This window comes from Chryseobacterium sp. GM_Chr_2 (genome assembly GCF_026540445.1).
Lineage (GTDB): Bacteria > Bacteroidota > Bacteroidia > Flavobacteriales > Weeksellaceae > Chryseobacterium.
Map to the genome: position 1 here is coordinate 89473 of NZ_JALNUD010000006.1, position 21426 is coordinate 110898.

A 21426-nucleotide genomic window follows, 5' to 3' on the forward strand; every position below is an offset into this window, starting at 1 on the left:
CTAAAGCGTTTTTAGAGATACAACTTTTGATATGGATATGATCAAAAAATTTTACAAACGTTACTCAAAGAGTGCTTTGGCGGCTTTAGAAATTATACATGAGCCCCTTACACTTTCAAAAAAGTCCTTTACTTTCATCTTTGGGACAAAGCATTATCTTACTTATTTAAGAAAAAGTGCAAAATATAGTACCGGCTTTACTTTCTTCCGTTTTGTAAGTCGATATACCAATTCGGGAAATTGCCATATGCACTATAATTTTATTAATTTACCTTAAAAATTTGAAAGACTTCTATTATGAATATTTATAAGGATTACATCAACGAAATTGAAGAAAGAAAAACCCAGGGGCTACATCCAAAGCCAATTGACGGTGCCGATTTATTAAGCGAGATCATCGCACAAATTAAAGATACAGCCAATGAATACAGAGCTGATTCTCTTAAATTTTTTATTTATAACACGCTACCTGGAACTACAAGTGCGGCTGGTGTAAAAGCTAAGTTTTTAAAAGAAATCATTCTTGGTGAATCTATAGTAGAAGAAATTACTCCGGCTTTCGCTTTTGAATTGTTGTCTCACATGAAAGGAGGCCCATCTATCGAAGTTTTGCTTGATTTAGCTTTAGGAAACGATGAAGCAATAGCAAAACAGGCGGCTGAAGTGCTTAAAACTCAGGTTTTCTTATATGATGCAGATACCGCTCGCTTGAAAGAAGCTTATGAAGCAGGAAACGAAATCGCTAAAGATATTTTGGAAAGCTACGCAAAAGCAGAGTTTTTCACTAAACTTCCAGAGGTAGCTGAAGAAATTAAAATCGTTACTTACATTGCTGCTGAAGGTGATATTTCAACCGACTTATTATCTCCGGGAAATCAGGCGCACTCTCGTTCTGACCGTGAGCTGCACGGACAATGTATGATGTCTCCTGCTCAACAGGAAGAAATAAAAGCTTTACAGGCTCAACATCCTGATGCAAGTGTGATGTTGATCGCAGAAAAAGGAACAATGGGAGTTGGTTCTTCTCGTATGTCTGGTGTAAATAACGTTGCACTTTGGACAGGGAAACAAGCAAGCCCTTACGTACCTTTTGTAAACATCGCTCCGATTGTAGCGGGAACTAACGGTATTTCTCCAATTTTCCTAACAACTGTTGACGTAACCGGAGGTATCGGAATCGACCTTCAAAACTGGGTTAAGAAAACAGACGAAAACGGACATCCTGTTCGTAACGAAAATGGCGACATCGTTTTAGAAGAGAAATATTCTGTTGCTACAGGAACTGTTTTAACGATCAATACCAAAGAGAAAAAATTATACAACGGAGAAACTGAATTGAAAGATATTTCAAAATCATTTACTCCTCAAAAATTAGAATTTATCAAAGCCGGTGGTTCTTACGCTATCGTTTTTGGTAAAAAAATTCAAACTTTTGCTGCTAAAACTTTAGGAATTACAGCTCCTCTAGTTTTCGCTCCTTCAAAAGAGATTTCTATCGAAGGACAAGGACTTACTGCCGTTGAAAAAATCTTCAACAGAAATGCAGTGGGTGTAACTGAAGGTAAATTATTACACGCAGGTTCGGACGTTCGTGTTGAAGTAAACATTGTTGGTTCTCAGGATACGACAGGTTTGATGACTTCTCAGGAGTTGGAATCTATGGCCGCAACAGTAATTTCTCCAATTGTTGATGGAGCTTATCAGTCAGGATGTCACACTGCTTCAGTTTGGGATAAAAAAGCGCAGGCAAACATCCCTAAATTAATGAAATTCATGAACGATTTCGGAGTAATCACAGCACGTGACCCGAAAGGTGAATACCATGCAATGACAGACGTTATTCACAAAGTTCTTAACGATATTACGGTCGACGAATGGGCAATTATCATCGGAGGTGACTCTCACACAAGAATGTCTAAAGGGGTGGCTTTCGGAGCTGACTCCGGAACGGTAGCTTTGGCTTTGGCAACAGGTGAAGCTTCAATGCCGATTCCAGAATCTGTGAAAGTGACTTTCAAAGGTGAAATGAAAGAGCATATGGATTTCCGTGATGTCGTTCACGCAACTCAGGCTCAGATGTTGAAGCAATTTGACGGAGAGAATGTTTTCCAAGGTAGAATTATCGAGGTTCACATCGGAACTCTTCCGGCTGACCAGGCATTTACATTCACAGACTGGACTGCAGAAATGAAAGCTAAAGCTTCAATTTGTATTTCTGAAGACGATACTTTGATCGAATCATTGGAAATTGCAAAAAGCAGAATCCAGATTATGATCGACAAAGGAATGGATAATCACAATCACGTTCTTCAAGGATTAATCAACAAAGCAAACAAGCGAATCGAGGAAATTAAGTGTGGTGATAAACCTGCTTTAACTCCGGATGCTAATGCTAAATATTACGCTGAAGTTGTTGTAGATCTAGATGTAATCGTTGAGCCAATGATTGCTGACCCAGACGTAAACAACGACGATGTTTCTAAAAGATATACGCACGATACGATCAGAGATCTTACTTTCTACGGAGGTGAGAAAAAAGTTGATCTTGGTTTCGTAGGTTCTTGTATGGTTCACAAAGGTGACTTGAAGATCGTTTCTCAGATGTTGAAAAACCTTGAAAAACAAAATGGTAAAGTAGAATTCCAGGCTCCTTTGGTAGTTGCGGCTCCTACTTATAACATCATTGACGAATTAAAAGCGGAAGGTGACTGGGAATTATTAGAGAAATATTCAGGTTTTGAGTTCAACGATGCAGCGCCAAAAGGTGAAGCTCGCACTCAATATGAAAACATGATGTATCTTGAGCGTCCGGGATGTAACCTTTGTATGGGTAACCAGGAAAAAGCAGAGAAAGGAGATACTGTTTTGGCAACTTCTACGCGTCTTTTCCAAGGAAGAGTTGTGGAAGATTCTGAACGTAAAAAAGGTGAATCTTTATTGGCTTCTACTCCTGTTGTTGTTCTTTCTGCGATTATCGGAAGAATCCCTAGCATTGAAGAATACAAAGCAGCTGTTGAAGGTATTGATTTAACTACTTTCGTTCCGTCTATCAAAGAATTGGTAACTGTTGGTCATTAATTGATTTTGAATTAAAGTCGAAAGGCTTTTTTAAATTAAATATAAAAAAGAAAGGTTTTAAGTCCAATGGATTTAAAATCTTTCTTTTTTTATGGAATCAACTCAAAAATTAATAAGATTGTGAAAAGTTGATCGTCATATTCTTTCTAATCTTTTATCAATTTAATGGTTGAGATTCCTTTTTCAGATTGAACCGTCACGATAAATACTCCCGAATCCGATGATACCACTTCAGCTTGGTTTTTTCCTTTCCCAGAGGCTATTTTTACACCTAACATATTATGAATGGTATAAGTAAACAATCCTTCTGCCTTAATTGTAAAAGTTTGACCAGCAGGATTCGGATAAATCACTGCATTAGCTGATAGAACCTTTTGAGATGAATTTGCTCCCGCAATAACTACATTTGGCTTTGTTTGTGCTGCCATATCTACCCCTAAATAAAAGCTTGGATGAGGAGGCTGGTTGTAAGCTGAATTTTGCCACGCAATAGCCGTTCTGTACTGAGTATCGTGCATCAAAGTATATAATTTATGGGTTGTGGCAATATTAGTGGTGTAAATTCTTACAGAAGAATTATCTTCCTTACGAAATATCACTTCTTCTCGCCAATCACCAAAAATATCTGCACTTAAACATGGGGTAGCTTTTGTGGTGTTGTTTGATGAATATCCTGTAGCAGTAAGTATATTAACGGTTTTTCCATTGATATAATCCCATTTATCTATTTTATTCGAATCTAATAATTCACGGTTCAAATCACCATCCCACCAGATAGAAAAATTTTGTGTCGGTTTTTTATTGCTGATTAGATTTCCTTTGCAATCCATCAAATAGTTTACGCCATTTGCACTTCCAAAACATTCATAACCTTTGTAACGTGGGTCAATATCTGCAGCATTACAACGTCCTATGTCTCCAGTTGAAGGTATTCCCCATAATGTAGCTCCTGTTTTTGCATCTAAAAAAACCAAACCATTCGTTTTATATTTAGCAGGTTCTTCTAAACACTGCCATATTTCCATTCCAGGACGATCCGGATCCATATCAGTCATATGTAAAGCATCCCCATGCCCTAATGTGTTTGCGAATAACTTTCCGCCGTTATCATCTATTGCACTGGAACCATTGAATATTTCATCTTTACCATCACCATCCACATCGCCTATGGTCATTTGATGATTTCCCATTCCTGCATAAGCCGAATTTCCTGAGGTATTGCTATCAAAGATCCATCGCTGTGAAAGTGTATTATTTCTCCAGTCCCAAGCCACACGCACAAGCCTTGTATAATAACCTCGTCCCATTATTAAACTTGGTTTTTCTCCATCAAGATAAGCCACCGCTGCAACAAATCGGTCTACGCGATTACCATAACTATCTCCCCAACTTGAAACTGTTCCACGTGCCGGCAAATAATTGGTTGAAGACATGGCCTTGCCTGTTAATCCATTAAAAACGGTTAAAAATTCCGGCCCAGACAAGACATATCCATTTGAATTTCTATAATCTGCATTAGCATCTCCAATAATGACTCCTGTTCCATCTTTAGTTCCGTCGGCAGTTTTACATGCAATTTCTGCTTTACCGTCGGAATCTAAATCATAAACCACAAATTGTGTATAATGCGCCCCGGCTCGAATATTTTTTCCTAAATCTATTCTCCAGAGACGTGTTCCGTCCAAACGATAACAATCAATATAAACATTACCCGTGTAACCTGATTGCGAATTGTCTTTACTATTGGAAGGATCCCATTTTACAAACAGTTCGTATTGCCCGTCTCCATCTACATCACCAACACTGCAATCGTTTACACTATAAGTATAGGCAACGTTGTCCGGAGTTGTACCCCCAGCCGGTATTTGCATAGGAATATCCAAATATTGATTCGCCCAAACAGTAGCAGATTCCGATGCAGGCTGCTCTACACCATTCACGATGGCACGAACGGTATAAGTTCCGTTGGTCGTAATATTATGATTAAAATTTGTAGTAGTTGTAAAAGGGCTTCCTGCTACTTTTACATTATTAAAATACAGGTTATAACTTGTATCGGGTTCTTCAGTCCCCAGCATTCTCCAGCCTACATAAACCTGATTGGCATTTAATCGCATTGCTACCAGCCCCCTATTGAGTTTTTCGACTTTTCGCTGTGCATTCATTTGTGAGGCTACTCCGAAGAGCAATAAAAACAACAGGCCTGATTTCCGAATTATATCGGCAATAGCAGGTCTAAAATTTACATACGGTTTTAGTTTTTTTTTGTTCATGATATTAATATTTGTTGTTTGGTATTTTTTGCTAGAATAAATTAAAGCAAATACAATTCACTAATAAGTGACTATAATTATATGTAAATCTACCAAAAAAACTATTTTCAACTATAATTAAAAAACAAAAAATACACAACAAAATGTAATTATATTACAACAACAACCACCTTATCATTGAAATATCATTAATCAAAAACATGGAATGAAACCATTAACACATAAGAAAGCAGCCATCACAGAGGTACTTTATCATTTAAAAATACCTGCTAAAAATATATTTCAGTTGTTTTAAAGAGTTAAAGAAATACATGATAGTTATATTTAATGATAAAGAAATATTTCCTTTTTTTAGAACGATTCCATTTAAGCCTCTCAGGAATTATTTTGATGTAAATCAACATCTAAAGTTTTATTTTTCCTTAAATTGATAGTTAGAAATAATCTCAGTCATTTATCTTATTTATCCCCTTACAATGCGTATAGGAATGGATTTTGATAATTTAATTGAACAGATTCTTTTTGAATTTTAAAACAAATAATTAAACGAAAAATAAAAAAAATCAGATATGACTTTTGATATTGATATGATCAAAAAAGTGTACGAACGTTATCCTGAGAGAATTGCTGCCGCAAGACAGATCACAGGAAAACCACTGACACTTTCAGAAAAAATCCTTTACACCCACCTTTGGGAAGGAAATGCAACACAGGAACACGAAAGAGGAAACTCTTATGTAGATTTCGCTCCAGACAGAGTAGCCATGCAGGATGCAACAGCACAGATGGCACTTTTGCAATTCATGCAGGCAGGAAAAGCTAAAGTAGCGGTTCCTTCTACAGCGCACGCCGATCACCTGATTCAGGCAAGAATTGGTGCTGAATCTGACTTACAGGAAGGTATCAACAAAAACTCTGAAGTTTTCAACTTTTTGAGCTCAGTTTGTGATAAATACGGAATCGGTTTCTGGAAGCCAGGAGCTGGAATTATCCACCAGGTTGTCTTGGAGAATTATGCTTTCCCCGGAGGGATGATGATCGGAACCGACTCTCACACCGTAAATGCAGGAGGTTTAGGAATGGTTGCCATCGGTGTTGGTGGTGCAGATGCAGTAGACGTAATGGCAGGAATGGCTTGGGAGCTTAAAATGCCAAAACTGATTGGTGTAAAACTAACCGGAAAAATGAACGGATGGACTTCTGCAAAAGACGTTATCCTGAAAGTTGCCGGAATTCTTACCGTAAAAGGAGGAACAGGTTGCATCGTTGAATATTTCGGGGAAGGAGCAGAATCTCTTTCTGCAACAGGTAAAGGTACGATCTGTAACATGGGTGCAGAAATCGGAGCTACCACTTCTACTTTCGGATATGATGATTCTATGAGAAGATATCTTTCTGCAACAGGAAGACAGGATGTTGTAGATGCTGCCGATAAAATTGCGGAACATTTAACAGGTGATGCTGAAGTTTATGCTAATCCTGAACAATATTTTGATCAACTCATTGAAATCAATCTTTCAGAATTAACTCCGCATTTAAATGGGCCCTTCACTCCGGATTTGGCGACTCCGGTTGCAGAATTCAGAGCAAAAGCAGAAGCTAACGGATGGCCTTTAGAAGTTGAATGGGCATTAATTGGTTCTTGTACCAACTCTTCTTACGAAGATTTATCGAGAGCAGCTTCTATAGTGGAAGACGCAGTTGCTAAAGGTGTGAAGCCAAAAGCAATTTTAGGAATCAATCCAGGTTCTGAGCAGGTAAAATTCACGGCAGAAAGAGACGGTTTCTTAGATTCTTTCAGAAAATTTGAAAATGCAAGAATCTTTACCAACGCTTGCGGACCTTGTATCGGACAATGGGACAGAGAAGGCGCTGATAAAGGAGAGAAAAATTCAATTATTCACTCTTTCAACAGAAACTTTGCGAAAAGAGCAGACGGTAACCCAAATACGCACGCTTTCGTAGCTTCCCCTGAAATGGTGGCTGCGGTGGCAATTTCAGGAAGATTAGATTTTAACCCAATTACAGATACTTTAACCAACGAAGCGGGAGAGCAGATTAAATTAGATGAGCCTAAAGGGTACGAATTACCATCAAAAGGTTTTGCAGTAGACGATAACGGTTATCAGGCACCATCTGCAGACGGTTCTTCTGTTGTGGTAAATGTAAGCCCGACTTCGGACAGACTTCAGTTATTAGAAGAATTCCCGGCTTGGGATGGAAAAAACATTGGAGGGGCTAAAGTTTTAATTAAAGCTTTCGGAAAATGTACGACTGACCATATTTCCATGGCTGGACCTTGGTTGAAATACAGAGGTCACCTTGATAATATTTCAAATAATATGTTGATCGGTGCTGTAAATGCTTACAATATGGAAACCAACCACGTTAAAAATGAATTAACGGGTGAATATGGCGAAGTTCCTGCTGTACAAAGAGCGTACAAAGCTGCGGGAGTTCCAACAATCGTTGTGGGTGACCAAAACTATGGTGAAGGTTCTTCAAGAGAGCACGCTGCGATGGAACCGAGACATTTGGGAGTAAAAGCTGTTTTGGTAAAATCATTTGCGAGAATTCACGAAACCAACCTTAAAAAACAGGGAATGTTAGGAATCACTTTCGCCAATGAAACAGATTACGACAAAATTCAGGAAGACGACACGGTTAACTTCTTAGATCTTGATCAGTTTGCTCCGGGAAAACAATTGACTTTAGAATTTGTTCATAAAGACGGAAGTAAAGATATTGTTATCGCAAACCATACGTATAACGAACAACAAATCGATTGGTTTAAAGCAGGTTCTGCCCTGAACTTAATCAAACAACAAGAGAATTAATTGTTAGATTTAATTAATCATAGAAAAAGCAGTTTCGTTTGGAACTGCTTTTTTATTTTTTTTTGGTGGGGAAAGGTTGGGAGCGGGAAGATGGAAGCTTAAGGTTAATGGCAGTCATCATCGAAAAAACTTTGATACTGTTCAAACTTCCAGCTTCCAGCCTCCTTCTTCCAGCCATTAAACCTATTTTATTTTCGTCAAAAGATTCATTCGATAACTCTCTCCTATCGGAATTTCCTGTTCAGAAACTAAGGTGACTTTTTTGGTTGAAACATTTTTAATCTGATTCAAATTAATGATGAAAGACTTATGAATTCTTGCAAAAGAACTTTCAGGAAGTTGCTGCTCCATCGATTTCAGCGTGTCTAAAACGATATATTCCTGCTCAGAAGTTTTAATATTTACATAATCTTTAATGCTTTCGACATAGAAAATATCTTCAAAATTGATTCTATGCTGCTGTCCGGACGATTTCACAAAGAAATGAGCGTCTTCTTTCGTTTCATTCACCACAAAACGTTCCTGAGCTTTTAAAGCACTTTTATAAAATCGTTCAAACGAAATAGGCTTCAGCAGATAATCTACAATATTGTGATCATAGCCTTCCAAAGCATATTCGGAATAAGCGGTTGTTAAAATATATTTCTGTTTGTCACCCAGAATTTTCATGAAATTAATTCCCGTGAGTTCCGGCATCTGAATATCCAGAAACACCAGATCAGATTCATTTTTTTGAATATAATCCAGTGCTTCAATTGGGTTTTCGGTGGAAAAAACCAAATCTAAAAACGGAACTTTCTGTACATAACTTTCCAGAAGCGAGATCGCCAGCGGTTCGTCATCTACAACAATACATTTTATCTTATTCATTTCGCAAATCAATCTTTAAATCTACGATAAATTCCTTTTCCGAATTTTTTATAGCTAATTCGTGTTTTTTTGGATATAAAATCGCCAGTCTTTTCTTCACGTTATCAATCCCGATTCCCGAAACTTCATCTTTCATTCGGTCTTTTTTATGGTTTAAAATATAAAAATGCAGCGTTTCATTTTCATCAGAGATTTTCATTTCAAAACCTTTATCGCGAAAATCACCATGTTTAAAAGCATTTTCCACAAAAGGAACTAAAATCATGGGTGAAATATTCAGTTTGGGATGGTTGATATTTTTTTCAATGATTAATAATTCAGGTTTTTTAATTCTTATTTTTTCCAAAGCCGTTAAACTGTCGATATACCCGATTTCTTTGTCTAAAGTGATGGTATCCTCTCCAAGGTCTTTTGTGCTGTACCTCAACAGCTGACTCAATTCTTCCAAAGCGGGCAGCGCTTTTTCTGAATTCTGATACACCAGAGAATAAATATTATTTAACGAATTAAAAATAAAATGCGGATTAATTTGTGTTTTTAAGGCCTGTAATTCAGCGGTTTTCTTAGCTTCAATCAATTCTGATTTTTCCTGTTCAGCATTAATAAAATATTTAAAAAACCAAAAAGTCGTGCTGATAAAAATAGTGGTGCTGCTGTAAAAAATATTATCGAAGAAATAAAATCCAAAGCTGGTCCCCTCCATATAATTTCTAAAACCAAGAGTGGCGGGCAGCAACATTTCTTCTACAGAATAGCGCACCGTCACAAAACAGGTAACACTGAGCAAAAATGCAATCACCGACTTATAAAGTTTACCTGTGTCAAAGAAATTCGGAACCACAAAAAAATAGTTCACATAGAAACAGATAAAACTGGTCAGAAAAAAAGTAAAATGAAGAATGGTCTTTTCTGATTCAAATACAAAAAATGGAATGAGAATCGTCCCCGAAAGATAAATGATCCAGAAAAAAAGATGCAGGTATATTAGTTTGTTTGTTTTCATATAACAAAAATAGGTTTTCCTTAAAATTCCAATGATGATTTTCGATGAACGCTTTATTTTTTCCGATGAAAACTAATTAATCCTGAAAAACCAAGGCTTTATCTAAACGCTATTTCACAGGCTTTTAAGAGCTCCTAATTTTGGAACATCAAAAAACAATACCATGAAACTACACTATATACTAATTGCCAGCTTAATTACATCAACAGTTTTCGGACAGGTAAAAAAAGACAGCATTAAAAACATTGAACAGATCAACTTTTCGGTAAAAAAGAAATTGCTGGAAAGAAAAGCTGACCGACTGATCTTTAATGTGGAAGCATCTATCGCCTCTCAAGGAATGGATGCTTCCGAAACCTTGGCCAATGTTCCTATGCTGAAAGTCGATGAAAATCTGGGCAGCATTTCGATTACCGGCAAAAGCAGCGTGAATGTGATGATCAACGGAAGAATGTTGAATCTTTCCGGAACAGCACTTCTTAATTATCTGAAAGCCATCCGTTCAGAAAATATTGCTAAAATCGAGGTAATCACCACTCCGCCGGCAAAGTATGAAGCGCAGGGAAACAGTGGTTTGATTAATATTATCCTGAAAAAAAATCCGAATATGGGTTTTAGCGGAAATATCAATACGACTTTAATTCAAAGAACGTATTCCGGATTCAGCAATAATGGCACGCTTAATTATCAGACAGAAAGATTCAGCAGCACCTTAAAATTTACTTATTATGATTCTGAAAAACGTTCTGATGAGAATTACAATATTTTAGGAGCATCTAAAAATTACAGCAACTCTGTACGAAAAGATATGTGGAAGGAAGTGACGCCTAACCTTACGATGTCTTATAAAATCAGTAAAAACGCCGAAATCGGTGTTGAATACATTTTCGCCCAGCAAAAATCTGGGATGGATATTGTGAATAAAACAAGAAATATCAGTCAGGATTTAACGGAAGAAAATTTATTGACGAATACTTTTCACCGCGAAAAACTCCCAACGCACACATTGAGTGCATATTACGATCTTAAACTCGATTCTCTTGGGAAAAAATTAAGCATTGCAGGAAATTTTTATAAAAACAATTCGAATACAGAAGTTAATTTTTCAACATTCAAAAGTTCGGACAATTCGGTTCAGGAGGTAAAAACCATTTCTTTGGTTTCACCACAAATTTTCTCTGCACAGGCAGATTTAGAACTTCCATTTTCGTTTGGAACCATAGAAACCGGAATGAAGTTTAATCAGTTTAAAAATGCTTCAGATTTAAAATATTTCAATTTAATTGATAAGCAATATATCGCAGATGAAGAAAAAGCCAATCTTTTTAATTATCGGGAAGAAAATTATGCCGCTTATCTGAGTTATGCTAAAAACTTTGGAGAACATTGGGAAACAAAAGCCGGACTTCGTTACGAAAACACTTTTGCAGAAAGTTTTTCGCCTTCCAATCATTCAAAAAATAAATACAATTACGGACAATGGTTTCCGTCTGCTTATGTAGCGTATAAAAAAGATAAAAATGTGTTTAGTTTTTCTTATTCGAGAAGAATTAATCGCCCAAGCATGAGTAATTTAAATCCTTTCCGATGGTATTCTAATCCGTATTCTTATTCTTCAGGAAATCCTTTATTGACACCATCTTATATCAATAATCTGGAGTTGGGATATGTTTATAACAGTAAATTTTCAGCAAGTATTTATTATTTAAAACTAAAAAATGCGTTTGGACAAATCTCATCTATCAAAGATAATACTGAATTAGATATTATAGGAACCTATCTGAACTATTACAACAACAATTTTTACGGAATGAATCTTTCTTACACTGATACATTTTTCAAATTCTGGGAAACGACTCTATCGGGAAATGCTTCCTTTCAGAATTCGGAAGTTTTCAATGTGAATGCTGAGACACAAAAAGGATATTCGGTAAGCTATTCATTCAATAATACTTTCACTTTAAATAAATCAAAAACACTTGCTTTCTTCTTGAATTACAGTCAGGATTTACCTTATAAAAATGTGAATTATTCCTTCAACAATTTTTCCAACCTGAATTCAGGAATTAAAATTTCATTGATGGAAAAACAATTACAGATCAATGCAACCGTTACCAATATTTTCGCCCAAAGATACCGTGGAAATATGACTTTCACAGATAGCAAGCAATACATGAACAATTATTGGGACGGAAGAAGTTTTCGTTTGAGCGTAAATTATACTTTCGGAAATAACAAAAAGAAAATCAGCAAGAAAAACATCAATTTTGACGAAAAAGACAGAGTTCAGTAATCTATTTGTAACAAAAAAAGCTTTTCTGCGTCTAACCAAGTAGTAGAAAAACAATATGAAGAGAACAATTATTGCGTTACTTTCTATTGGGTCGGTATTTACGTATGCCCAGGAAAAAACTAACAACCAGGAAACGAAAGAAAAACAGATTGAAGGGGTAACTCTTACCAAAACTAAAAAAGCCGTTGAACAAAAAGCAGACCGTACGATTTTCGATTTTTCGGAGCAGCCGAGCTTAAATTCAGGATCTTTGATGGAAGGAATTAAAAAACTTCCCGGCTTAGTGGCTTCAGAAATGGTAGGAATGATGTATCAGGGGAAACCTTTGGATGTCTATATGGACGGCAGACCATTGAATATTTCCAGCAACGAACTCACCGCTTTTATGGAAGGAATGCCCGCCAATTCGGTAGAACGAATTGAGATCATTACCCAGCCCGGCGCAGAATTTCCGGCAACTTCGGGAGGAGCTATTTTAAATATCATCACGAGTAAATCTGCCAAAAACTACCTTACGGCGGTATACAATGGCGGTTATCGTTTCTCCAATTATGATAAATACAGAAGCAGATTCAACAATTCCATTGCGTTAAATTCCAGAAATAAATGGTTTGGATGGCAGGTAAATATGGGGCAGTATTATCGTGAAAGCCTTTCTGAATCTGAATTTGATGCGTTGAGTAAAAATCATTCCAACTCATTGGGAAGAACCTATTATCTGAATTCAGCCTTTACTTTTGAACTGGGAAAAGACAGATTATTGGTCAACTACGATATTACGCATAATAACAACGGTTCGTCTATTGTTTCGGATGAATTTGTGAGCGGATTCAACAGAAGTAATTTTAGCAGTGACACCAAAGGGTTGAGACAGGAAGCTTCGGCGACGTATCAGAAAAAATTCAGCGATAAAAACAGAAAATTAGATTTTAAATTTGTTTACACCAATAACGATTCAGAATTTAATCAACAAAATAGCAATGGTACCAACTTGCTAGACAATTCATCAAACTTCAATGTGTATAATTTTAAAGTAGATTATTCACAGCCTTTGAAAATTTTAGATGAAGGGAAGGTAAGCTTTGGCGCTTTGTTTGATCAGCAGGATTTTAAAACCAAAGACAGAAACATCGTAAACCTTGATTATACCAGACAAACTACTTCTGCCTATGTGGAATTTCAGGCTAAACTTAAAAAGTTTGATTTCATCGCAGGGGCAAGGGCTGAAAATTATGACATTACCGGAGTCACAAGAATGTTTAATTCTGATAATGAACTGGAGCAGAAAGATCTGAATGCCTTCAAAAAATTCAAGGTATTTCCGAATGCAAGCATTCAGTATAATTTAATGAAGCAACTCTTTGTGAACTTGAATTATAACAAAAAAATCAGTCTTCCAAGTGTATCATTATTAAACCCAAATAACACGGTTTTACAAAATAGTACCATCACCACCAATGGAAATCCGAACCTGCAGCCCACCATCTACGATAATGCAGAATTTAAAATCAGCGCATTTGATTACGCTTATATTGGATACAGCACAAGTTGGGTGAATAACCAGATTGTTCAGCGAGTTTCCAGAGAAAATAATCTGATCAGAAATGAGCAGGTTCAGGTTCACAGCTTAAGGACCCATAATTTCAGTTTTGGAATGCCCATTCCTTTTATGCTGTTTACGAAACCTTTCAGCGAGCTGATGAAATTTAACGTAAACCCTGACAAGATGAACTTATTATACATTTATTCAGGATACCAGCTTCAGGAAATGCCGGATATCAAAACCAAAGGATTCTGGATCTTCAGTGTGATGGGCCAATTTATTTTACCTAAAGACATCCGTTTCCAAGCGAATTACAATGTTATTCCTGCAAGAGGAAATTTCTATTATTTTGAGTTGGAAAAACCGCTTAATAACGCGTTAGACATTACCATTTCAAAGAAATTCATGACCGACAGGCTGAATCTTTCGTTGTATGCAAGGGATATTTTTAATCAGAATAAAAGTGTGATCATCGCCCGTTCGGCTGGAGGAAGCGTTTATACATCGAATAAATTTGACAGCAGAAGCTTCGGAATTTCTGTCAATTATAAAATTCCGACCAAGAATAAGCTGGCAAAAGAAGATCCGAATATGATTAAAACGACGACCCAAAGTGAGAATAATGGTGGCGTAATGAGTCAGGGACAATAATTTTTTGTTTAAACACAAATTACGCTAATGTTTTGCACTAATATTTTTTGATATAAAACTTAATAATTTATTCAATAGGAGCGGACTTCAGTCCGCTTTTTTATGGTCTAATTTCGTTTGGCTTTAGCCAAAACTTACAAAAAGAATATCAATCTGTGTCATTTGTGAAAAACATTTGTGCCATTCGTGTTTAAAATTCAATCGTCTGAAAACGCCATTCCAAAGTATCGATTAATGTGATTTGATTTAGTTGCAGAGGCAAATCTGTCATGATTTTTAATGCTAAATTAGCCATCATACTTCCCACAATTCCAGGCAAAGCACCCAACACTCCAAGGCTATCACAATCCGGAAGATTTTCATTAGAAGGCGGCTCTGGGAAAATATCTCTTAAATTTCGGCTTCCTTTATAATTGAAAATGGCGACTTGCCCGGAAAAACCAAGAATACTTCCGTACACCAAAGGCTTATTCAGATTAACGCAAATATCATTTACTAAATATCTTGTCTTGAAATTATCTGAACCATCAATAATTAGATCAAATTGTGAAAGAATTCTTTCGATATTTTCATCATTAATTTTTTCTTCAATTCCAATAAATTTAACTTGATGATTAAGTCTTTTAATAAACTCTTCAGCACTTTTTACTTTTGAAATTCCAACCGAATTTTCATTGTGGATCACTTGTCGGTTTAAATTATGTAATTCAACCTCATCAAAATCTGCAACGCCTAAAGTTCCGACTCCAGCCGCAGCCAGATATTGAATAACAGGACTTCCCAAACCTCCCGCTCCAATTACTAAAACTTTGGAATTCATGATTTTTCTTTGACCTTCCAAGCCAATTTCTTCAATGAAAATTTGTCGGCTGTATCGTATAAAAATGTTTTCGCTTTTCATTATACTATTTTAATTTGAACCATTAAGATTTTATTAAGGAGTTAAGAAAAATTAAGTATTCTCAGGCGAATAAAATAAGTTGGATGCTAAAAAAATATTTTAAATATTTCCTTAATAAAACTTAACTTCTTAAATCCACCTTAATGGTTTTAAACTAATTTCAAACTCCACTATAAACAGCATCCCAATCTTTCATGATAGGATCATAACCTGCTTTTTTAATGATACTTTTAATTTCTTCCATACTTCTTTCATCACTGGTTTCAAATTGTTCCAAAGATTCTTTATCAACCGCATAACCACCGGGATTTGTTTTCGAAGCCGCACTCATCGCTGTTGCTCCCAATGAAATGATATTATTTCTGAATTTTTCGTTTTCTCTTGTTGAAATGGATATTTCCAAATCTTCGTTCCAAATTCTGTAGGCACAAATTAATTGTAATAAATCTCTATCGGACATGATAAAATTCGGTTCGATAATTCCTTCCGCTGGTCGAAGTCTCGGAAACGAAACTGAGTATTTGCTTTTCCAATATTGTTTTTGGAGATAATCGATGTGAAGTGCATTAAAAAAACTGTCAACACGCCAATCTTCCAAGCCAAGTAAAACCCCCAATCCCATTTTATGGATTCCCGCCTTTCCTATTCTGTCGGGCGTTTCTAGACGAAAATTGAAATTCGACTTCTTCCCTTTCGGATGATATTCTTTGTAAACTTCCTGATGATAAGTTTCCTGATACACCAAAACAGCATTCACTCCCGCCTCGTGAAGTTGTTGATATTCTTCCTCCGACAAAGGTTGAACTTCAATTGAAATATTGGCAAAATGGGGGTTTAACAAACTAATTGCATTCAAAAAATAATCAATTCCGACGGTTTTATTTGCTTCTCCACTCACTAGCAGCACATGATTGACACCCATTGATTTCAAAACCGTCGCTTCAATCATCAATTCGGCATTCGTCAATGTTTTTCTTTTGATTGAATTATCTAAGCTAAAACCGCAATACGTACAAATATTCTGACATTCATTACTCAAATACAATGGTGCATACAGCTGAATCGTTTTTCCGAAACGTTTTTGAGTAAGCTGTTGTGTCATTTTCGCCATTAATTCCAACTTTTCCGCAGCAACAGGTGAAAGAAAATTCAGAAAATCTTCGATGGTTTTATTCTTTTTTTGAAGACTTCTTTCTACATCGGATAACGTCACTTTTTCAAGTTTCACTTTCACTTCATCCCATTGATATTTTTCAAAAAAATCTTTAAAACTCTTCATAAAATTTAGTTTTAATTGCAAACCGTATTTGATAGGATTGTATCCTATCCTTTATTAAATCGTCCCTTCGGGACTCTCTTTCATTAATCAAACAAAAAGGAAGTTAATGGACTTGATGCTTCTGCGTGATTTCCGATTGCTCCTAAACCAGATTCAAAAGCTCTTCTTCCAGCAATTACACCTTCTTTAAAAGCTAACGCCATATTCACAGGATTTCCAGCGACGGCTATCGCTGTATTCACCAAAACTGCATCTGCTCCCATTTCCATTGCTTTTGCTGCATCGGAAGGCGCACCAATTCCTGCATCGACCACAACCGGAACATTGCTCTGAGCAATGATAATTTCTAAAAAGTCTAATGTCTTCAAACCTTTATTCGTTCCAATTGGTGCACCTAAAGGCATTACAACCGCTGTTCCGGCATCTTCTAAACGTTTACACAAAACCGGATCTGCATGAATGTAGGGCATTACGATAAACCCTAATTTTGCCAATTCTTCTGTTGCATATAATGTTTCAATTGGGTCAGGCAATAAATATTTTGGGTCGGGATGAATTTCCAGTTTCACCCAGTTTGTTTCTAAAGCTTCTCTTGCCAATTGTGCTGCTAAAACGGCCTCTTTTGCTGTTCTTGCTCCTGAAGTATTTGGTAAGAGATGAGATTTTGTAGGTTTTAAGGCACTCAATAAATCATCTTCCGAAGATTGAGAATCTATTCTTTTCAATGCCATCGTCACCAGTTCACTTTCTGAGGCGATGATGGAATCGGTCATTTCTGAAAGGTTTCCGAATTTTCCTGTTCCTAAAAATAATCTCGATTCGAAAGTTCTATCTGCTATAATTAAAGGTTGATTTTTCATTGTAAAACAGTTTTAAATTTGTTGATAATAGAAGGCTGACTGGTAATTTGTCCGGAAACCGAAACTCCATAAATTCCGATTTGCTGTAACAATTCAAGATCTTCAAAAACAACTCCACCAATTGCGAATATTTTTGGAATTTCTAAAGATTTTGCTTTTAAGTCGCTGATGATTTTTTCATAACCTTCAAAACCTAAAATCGGACTCAATTGCTCTTTAGTCGAAGTAAATCGTAATGGTCCCAATCCGATATAATCACATGGTTCATTTATTCTTTGAAGAACATCAAAAATGGTATTTGCCGTTCCTCCAATAATTTTATTTTTGCCTAAAATATGTCGGGCAATTTCAATCGAAGTATCTTTTAAACCCAAATGAACGCCGTCTGCATCGATATTTTTTGCAATATGAACATGATCGTTGATGATGCAAACCGTTTGATGATCCGAACATAATTTCTTTGAAATTTCACAAAGCTTGATGAATTCATTTTCGGGAGCATTTTTCCAACGAACCTGAATCCATTTGATTCCGTTATCAAGAGCTTTTCTGATATTGAGTTCTTGATCCTCTATGGTGAAACCTTGAGATATATATTGTAATTTTTCCATTTTCTTATATTTTAAACGCAAAGAGCGCAGAGATTTTTTTAACTACTAAATGGTTTTAAGTTCGCAAAGGCGTTAACACTTAACAAAGACAACAAAGTTTTAAATCATAATTTTTAAGAATGAAATCCTAGTAAAGTTGGATTGCTTGTTAAAAATTTTTCTATGTAAGACTTTCCTTTTCGGCAGGCATTTTCTAAGTTCTCCGCTTTTGCTAAATGACTTGCAATTGCAGAAGAAAGGACACAACCAGAACCATGTTTTGGATAAAAATCTGAAGTATTATCGTTCGGTTCAATGGATATTTCTTTTCCATTTTGAATTAAAATATCAGTCCCTATTTTATCTTCACGGTGACCTCCTTTTACTAAAACCGAACATGAATTTTCTAAGTTTTCAAAAAAATGATTTTCTTTTAAAACCTCGTATTCATTATAGTTTGGAGTGATTAAATCAATTTGATTTAAAACATTTTTTAAATCTGAAATTGTATTTAAATCAAAAAAAGAGAACTCAGAGGTGCTTTTCAAAACAGGATCCCAAACAATTTTTGCCTCGGAATTATTAATTTTAATTGTTTTAATGATTTCACTTAAAAATTCAGTGTCTTTTACCACTCCGATTTTCACTGTTTCAACATGATAATTTTTCATCAAAACATCAATTGTTGATAAAATTGTTTCTAAAGGTTGCCATTCCAAACTTAAACATTGAGATTCTGTCTGAACTGTCATTGCTGTACAAACGCCCAATCCCTGAACTTTCAATTGCTCAAAGGTTTTAATATCAGCCAGTAGACCCGCTCCTCCACTTGGATCGTAACCAGCAATACTCATTACAAAAGGACGTTCTGTCTGCATTTTTTGAAAACATTTAAAGGTTCATCACTTTCCCAAATTGCGCCTAGCAAAGCCACTCCGTCTATTTTATTCTCGAAAGCTTTGTTTATATTTTTTTCATTAATTCCTCCCAAAGCCATCAATTTTACATTTGGATGAGTTCGCTTTTTAATATCATTTAAAATATTCGAATTTTCACCGTATCCTTTTTTAGAAATACTCGGAAAAACCGGACTGATAAAAGCATATTCCCAATCATGATTCAATTCATTAAAACTTTCAATGTCATGAACAGATGTTGAAATCGTCTTATTTATAAAATTTTTATACAAACCATTTTGCCTATCAATTTCTCGAAAATGAAATCTTGAAATATTAAAATTTTCAGCCAAATCATAATGACTGTGCAAAACCAATTGATGATAAAATTCTGAATTTATCTTTTGAATAAAATCCGCCATTTTTTCCGAATTGGTGAAAGGTTTTCTCACATGAAGCAAATCCAGCCCTTCCTGAAATAATCCATTGATAATCTCAACTTCATTCTGAATAAATTCTTCGGGAGTAATTACGATGATCATATATAAATTTCCTTCCCTTTTTCGATGAATTCCTGCGACTTGTCGAACATTCCTTTTTCTGCGGATTCACGGATTTCCTGCGTGATTTTCATCGAACAGAATTTTGGACCGCACATTGAGCAGAAATGTGCAATTTTTGCTCCGTCTGCCGGAAGTGTTTCATCATGATAAGATCGTGCTGTTTCAGGATCTAATGAAAGATTGAATTGATCTTCCCAACGGAATTCAAACCTAGCTTTACTCAAAGCGTTATCACGGTATTGTGCTCCGGGATGGCCTTTTGCTAAATCTGCGGCATGAGCAGCCAATTTATAGGTAATCACTCCAACTTTTACATCATCTCTATTCGGAAGTCCTAAATGTTCTTTTGGTGTTACATAGCACAGCATTGCACAACCAAACCAACCGATCATCGCCGCTCCGATTCCCGAAGTAATATGATCGTAACCTGGTGCAATATCCGTCGTCAAAGGCCCTAAAGTGTAAAACGGAGCTTCATCACATACTTCTAATTGCTTCTCCATGTTTTCTTTAATCATATGCATTGGGACATGACCGGGACCTTCAATCATGACCTGAACATTGTGTTTCCATGCGATTTTTGTTAATTCACCTAAAGTTTCCAATTCTGCAAATTGTGCTTCGTCATTGGCATCCGCAATCGAACCTGGACGAAGACCATCTCCCAAAGAAAAAGCAACATCATATTTTTTCATGATCTCACAGATTTCCTCGAAGTGCGTGTACAAAAAGTTTTCTTTGTGATGAAACAAGCACCATTTTGCCATGATAGAACCGCCTCTGGAAACAATTCCTGTCACACGTTTTGCCGTTAAATGAATATATCTTAACAAAACTCCGGCGTGAATTGTGAAGTAAGAAACTCCCTGTTCAGCCTGTTCGATCAAAGTATCTTTAAAAATTTCCCATGTTAGATCTTCTGCAACACCTTTTACTTTTTCCAATGCCTGATAAATCGGAACGGTACCAATCGGAACCGGACTGTTTCTAATAATCCACTCTCTGGTTTCGTGGATATTTTTTCCTGTAGACAAATCCATGATTGTATCGGCTCCCCATCGGCAAGCCCAAACTGCCTTTTCAACTTCTTCTTCAATACTCGATGAAACTGCGCTGTTTCCGATGTTAGCATTAATTTTAACCAAAAAATTTCGCCCGATAATCATCGGTTCGCTTTCGGGGTGATTGATATTGTTAGGAATGATTGCTCTTCCTGCTGCAATTTCATCTCTTACAAATTCGGGAGTGATTTTATTTTTCGGAGTTTTTGCTCCAAAACTATTTCCCTGATGTTGAAAAGCCATGTCTTTTGAAACCGAATCCAGTTGCTCAATTCTTTGATTTTCTCTGATGGCAATGTATTCCATTTCAGGAGTAATGATTCCCTGTTTTGCGTAGTATAATTGGGTAACTTGTTGGCCTTCTTTCCCAACTTTTGGTTTATGATTATAAGAAAAACGCAATTCATCTAATTTTGAATCTGCAAGTCTCGCTTTTCCGTATTCTGAAGTGATTCCATCAAGAATTTCTACGTCATTTCTGTCTAAAATCCATTGTTCACGGATTCTCGGAAGTCCTTTTTCAATATTAATTTCAGAATTTTCATCGGTGTAAGCTCCTGATGTATCGTACACTGTGACTGGCGGATTATGTTCTAATGATCCGTTGAATAATTTTGTCGGACTTAGTTGTATTTCGCGCATCGCTACACTGATTGGATAAATTTTCCCTTCAACATAGATTTTTTTTGAGTTCGGAAAAGACGAACGGGTGATGTTATGAGCCATAT

At 36.2% G+C, this 21426-nt stretch carries 14 protein-coding genes; 4 read left to right on the top strand and 10 right to left on the bottom strand.

Going from position 1 to position 21426, the window contains the following annotated elements; genetic code table 11:
* Positions 1-297 precede the first annotated feature (297 nt).
* Entirely contained in the window at positions 298-3078 is a 2781-nt protein-coding gene (locus OXQ85_RS11230; protein ID WP_267404577.1) for a bifunctional aconitate hydratase 2/2-methylisocitrate dehydratase, read from the top strand.
* 146 nt (positions 3079-3224) lie between these two features.
* Here OXQ85_RS11230 and OXQ85_RS11235 read toward each other — a convergent pair whose 3' ends face one another.
* The gene (locus OXQ85_RS11235) at positions 3225-5351 is read right to left on the bottom strand and encodes a T9SS type A sorting domain-containing protein (protein ID WP_276590702.1); all 2127 of its coding nucleotides are present in this window, start codon (positions 5349-5351) and stop codon (positions 3225-3227) included.
* A gap of 569 nt (positions 5352-5920) precedes the next feature.
* Between OXQ85_RS11235 and OXQ85_RS11240 the strand changes: the two genes are divergently transcribed.
* Positions 5921-8188, top strand: a complete 2268-nt coding sequence (locus OXQ85_RS11240; protein ID WP_267404580.1) for an aconitate hydratase — start codon at positions 5921-5923, stop codon at positions 8186-8188.
* 183 nt (positions 8189-8371) lie between these two features.
* Here the strand turns inward: OXQ85_RS11240 and OXQ85_RS11245 are convergent, their stop codons facing one another.
* Positions 8372-9058, bottom strand: coding sequence for a LytTR family DNA-binding domain-containing protein (locus OXQ85_RS11245; RefSeq protein WP_267404583.1), 687 nt, complete (start codon positions 9056-9058; stop codon positions 8372-8374).
* Positions 9051-10061, bottom strand: coding sequence for a histidine kinase (locus tag OXQ85_RS11250; protein ID WP_267404585.1), 1011 nt, complete (start codon positions 10059-10061; stop codon positions 9051-9053). Before OXQ85_RS11250 ends, OXQ85_RS11245 begins: the two co-directional genes overlap by 8 nt.
* Before the next feature lie 163 nt (positions 10062-10224).
* Between OXQ85_RS11250 and OXQ85_RS11255 the strand changes: the two genes are divergently transcribed.
* Both OXQ85_RS11255 and OXQ85_RS11260 read left to right on the top strand, forming a co-directional pair.
* Positions 10225-12354, top strand: a complete 2130-nt coding sequence (locus OXQ85_RS11255) for a TonB-dependent receptor (RefSeq protein ID WP_267404588.1) — start codon at positions 10225-10227, stop codon at positions 12352-12354.
* A gap of 55 nt (positions 12355-12409) precedes the next feature.
* Positions 12410-14548 (top strand): outer membrane beta-barrel family protein, encoded by a 2139-nt coding sequence (locus OXQ85_RS11260; protein WP_267404590.1) that lies wholly within the window; start codon positions 12410-12412, stop codon positions 14546-14548.
* A gap of 190 nt (positions 14549-14738) precedes the next feature.
* Here OXQ85_RS11260 and OXQ85_RS11265 read toward each other — a convergent pair whose 3' ends face one another.
* From OXQ85_RS11265 to thiC, 7 genes are all read right to left on the bottom strand, one after another.
* A complete protein-coding gene (locus tag OXQ85_RS11265) occupies positions 14739-15449 on the bottom strand; it encodes a HesA/MoeB/ThiF family protein (protein ID WP_267404593.1) in 711 nt (236 codons plus the stop codon).
* Positions 15450-15609: 160 nt separating this feature from the next.
* Complete coding sequence (gene thiH, locus OXQ85_RS11270; protein WP_267404595.1) at positions 15610-16728, bottom strand: 2-iminoacetate synthase ThiH; 1119 nt, start codon at positions 16726-16728, stop codon at positions 15610-15612.
* Between the two features lie 83 nt (positions 16729-16811).
* Positions 16812-17588: a thiazole synthase gene (locus tag OXQ85_RS11275; protein WP_267404596.1), complete on the bottom strand. Its 777-nt coding sequence runs from the start codon at positions 17586-17588 to the stop codon at positions 16812-16814.
* Entirely contained in the window at positions 17585-18199 is a 615-nt protein-coding gene (locus tag OXQ85_RS11280; protein ID WP_267404598.1) for a thiamine phosphate synthase, read from the bottom strand. Before OXQ85_RS11280 ends, OXQ85_RS11275 begins: the two co-directional genes overlap by 4 nt.
* A 113-nt stretch (positions 18200-18312) precedes the next feature.
* A complete protein-coding gene (locus OXQ85_RS11285; protein ID WP_267404600.1) occupies positions 18313-19056 on the bottom strand; it encodes a hydroxymethylpyrimidine/phosphomethylpyrimidine kinase in 744 nt (247 codons plus the stop codon).
* On the bottom strand, positions 19032-19616 hold the full coding sequence (locus tag OXQ85_RS11290) for a thiamine phosphate synthase (protein ID WP_267404602.1): 585 nt from the start codon (positions 19614-19616) through the stop codon (positions 19032-19034). Before OXQ85_RS11290 ends, OXQ85_RS11285 begins: the two co-directional genes overlap by 25 nt.
* A complete protein-coding gene (gene thiC, locus OXQ85_RS11295) occupies positions 19613-21424 on the bottom strand; it encodes a phosphomethylpyrimidine synthase ThiC (protein ID WP_267404604.1) in 1812 nt (603 codons plus the stop codon). The genes OXQ85_RS11290 and thiC overlap by 4 nt, the downstream gene beginning before the upstream one ends.
* Positions 21425-21426: the final 2 nt, after the last annotated feature.

What these genes read in the sequence shown, in the direction of transcription:
- thiH (WP_267404595.1), bottom strand. Translation starts at nt 16,728, where the DNA reads ATGAAGAGTTTTAAAGATTTTTTTGAAAAATATCAATGGGATGAAGTG.
- OXQ85_RS11260 (WP_267404590.1), top strand. Translation starts at nt 12,410, where the DNA reads ATGAAGAGAACAATTATTGCGTTACTTTCTATTGGGTCGGTATTTACG.
- OXQ85_RS11290 (WP_267404602.1), bottom strand. Translation starts at nt 19,616, where the DNA reads ATGATCATCGTAATTACTCCCGAAGAATTTATTCAGAATGAAGTTGAG.
- OXQ85_RS11255 (WP_267404588.1), top strand. Translation starts at nt 10,225, where the DNA reads ATGAAACTACACTATATACTAATTGCCAGCTTAATTACATCAACAGTT.
- OXQ85_RS11285 (WP_267404600.1), bottom strand. Translation starts at nt 19,056, where the DNA reads ATGCAGACAGAACGTCCTTTTGTAATGAGTATTGCTGGTTACGATCCA.
- OXQ85_RS11280 (WP_267404598.1), bottom strand. Translation starts at nt 18,199, where the DNA reads ATGGAAAAATTACAATATATATCTCAAGGTTTCACCATAGAGGATCAA.
- OXQ85_RS11265 (WP_267404593.1), bottom strand. Translation starts at nt 15,449, where the DNA reads ATGAAAAGCGAAAACATTTTTATACGATACAGCCGACAAATTTTCATT.
- OXQ85_RS11230 (WP_267404577.1), top strand. Translation starts at nt 298, where the DNA reads ATGAATATTTATAAGGATTACATCAACGAAATTGAAGAAAGAAAAACC.
- OXQ85_RS11235 (WP_276590702.1), bottom strand. Translation starts at nt 5,351, where the DNA reads ATGAACAAAAAAAAACTAAAACCGTATGTAAATTTTAGACCTGCTATT.
- OXQ85_RS11250 (WP_267404585.1), bottom strand. Translation starts at nt 10,061, where the DNA reads ATGAAAACAAACAAACTAATATACCTGCATCTTTTTTTCTGGATCATT.
- thiC (WP_267404604.1), bottom strand. Translation starts at nt 21,424, where the DNA reads ATGGCTCATAACATCACCCGTTCGTCTTTTCCGAACTCAAAAAAAATC.
- OXQ85_RS11275 (WP_267404596.1), bottom strand. Translation starts at nt 17,588, where the DNA reads ATGAAAAATCAACCTTTAATTATAGCAGATAGAACTTTCGAATCGAGA.
- OXQ85_RS11245 (WP_267404583.1), bottom strand. Translation starts at nt 9,058, where the DNA reads ATGAATAAGATAAAATGTATTGTTGTAGATGACGAACCGCTGGCGATC.
- OXQ85_RS11240 (WP_267404580.1), top strand. Translation starts at nt 5,921, where the DNA reads ATGACTTTTGATATTGATATGATCAAAAAAGTGTACGAACGTTATCCT.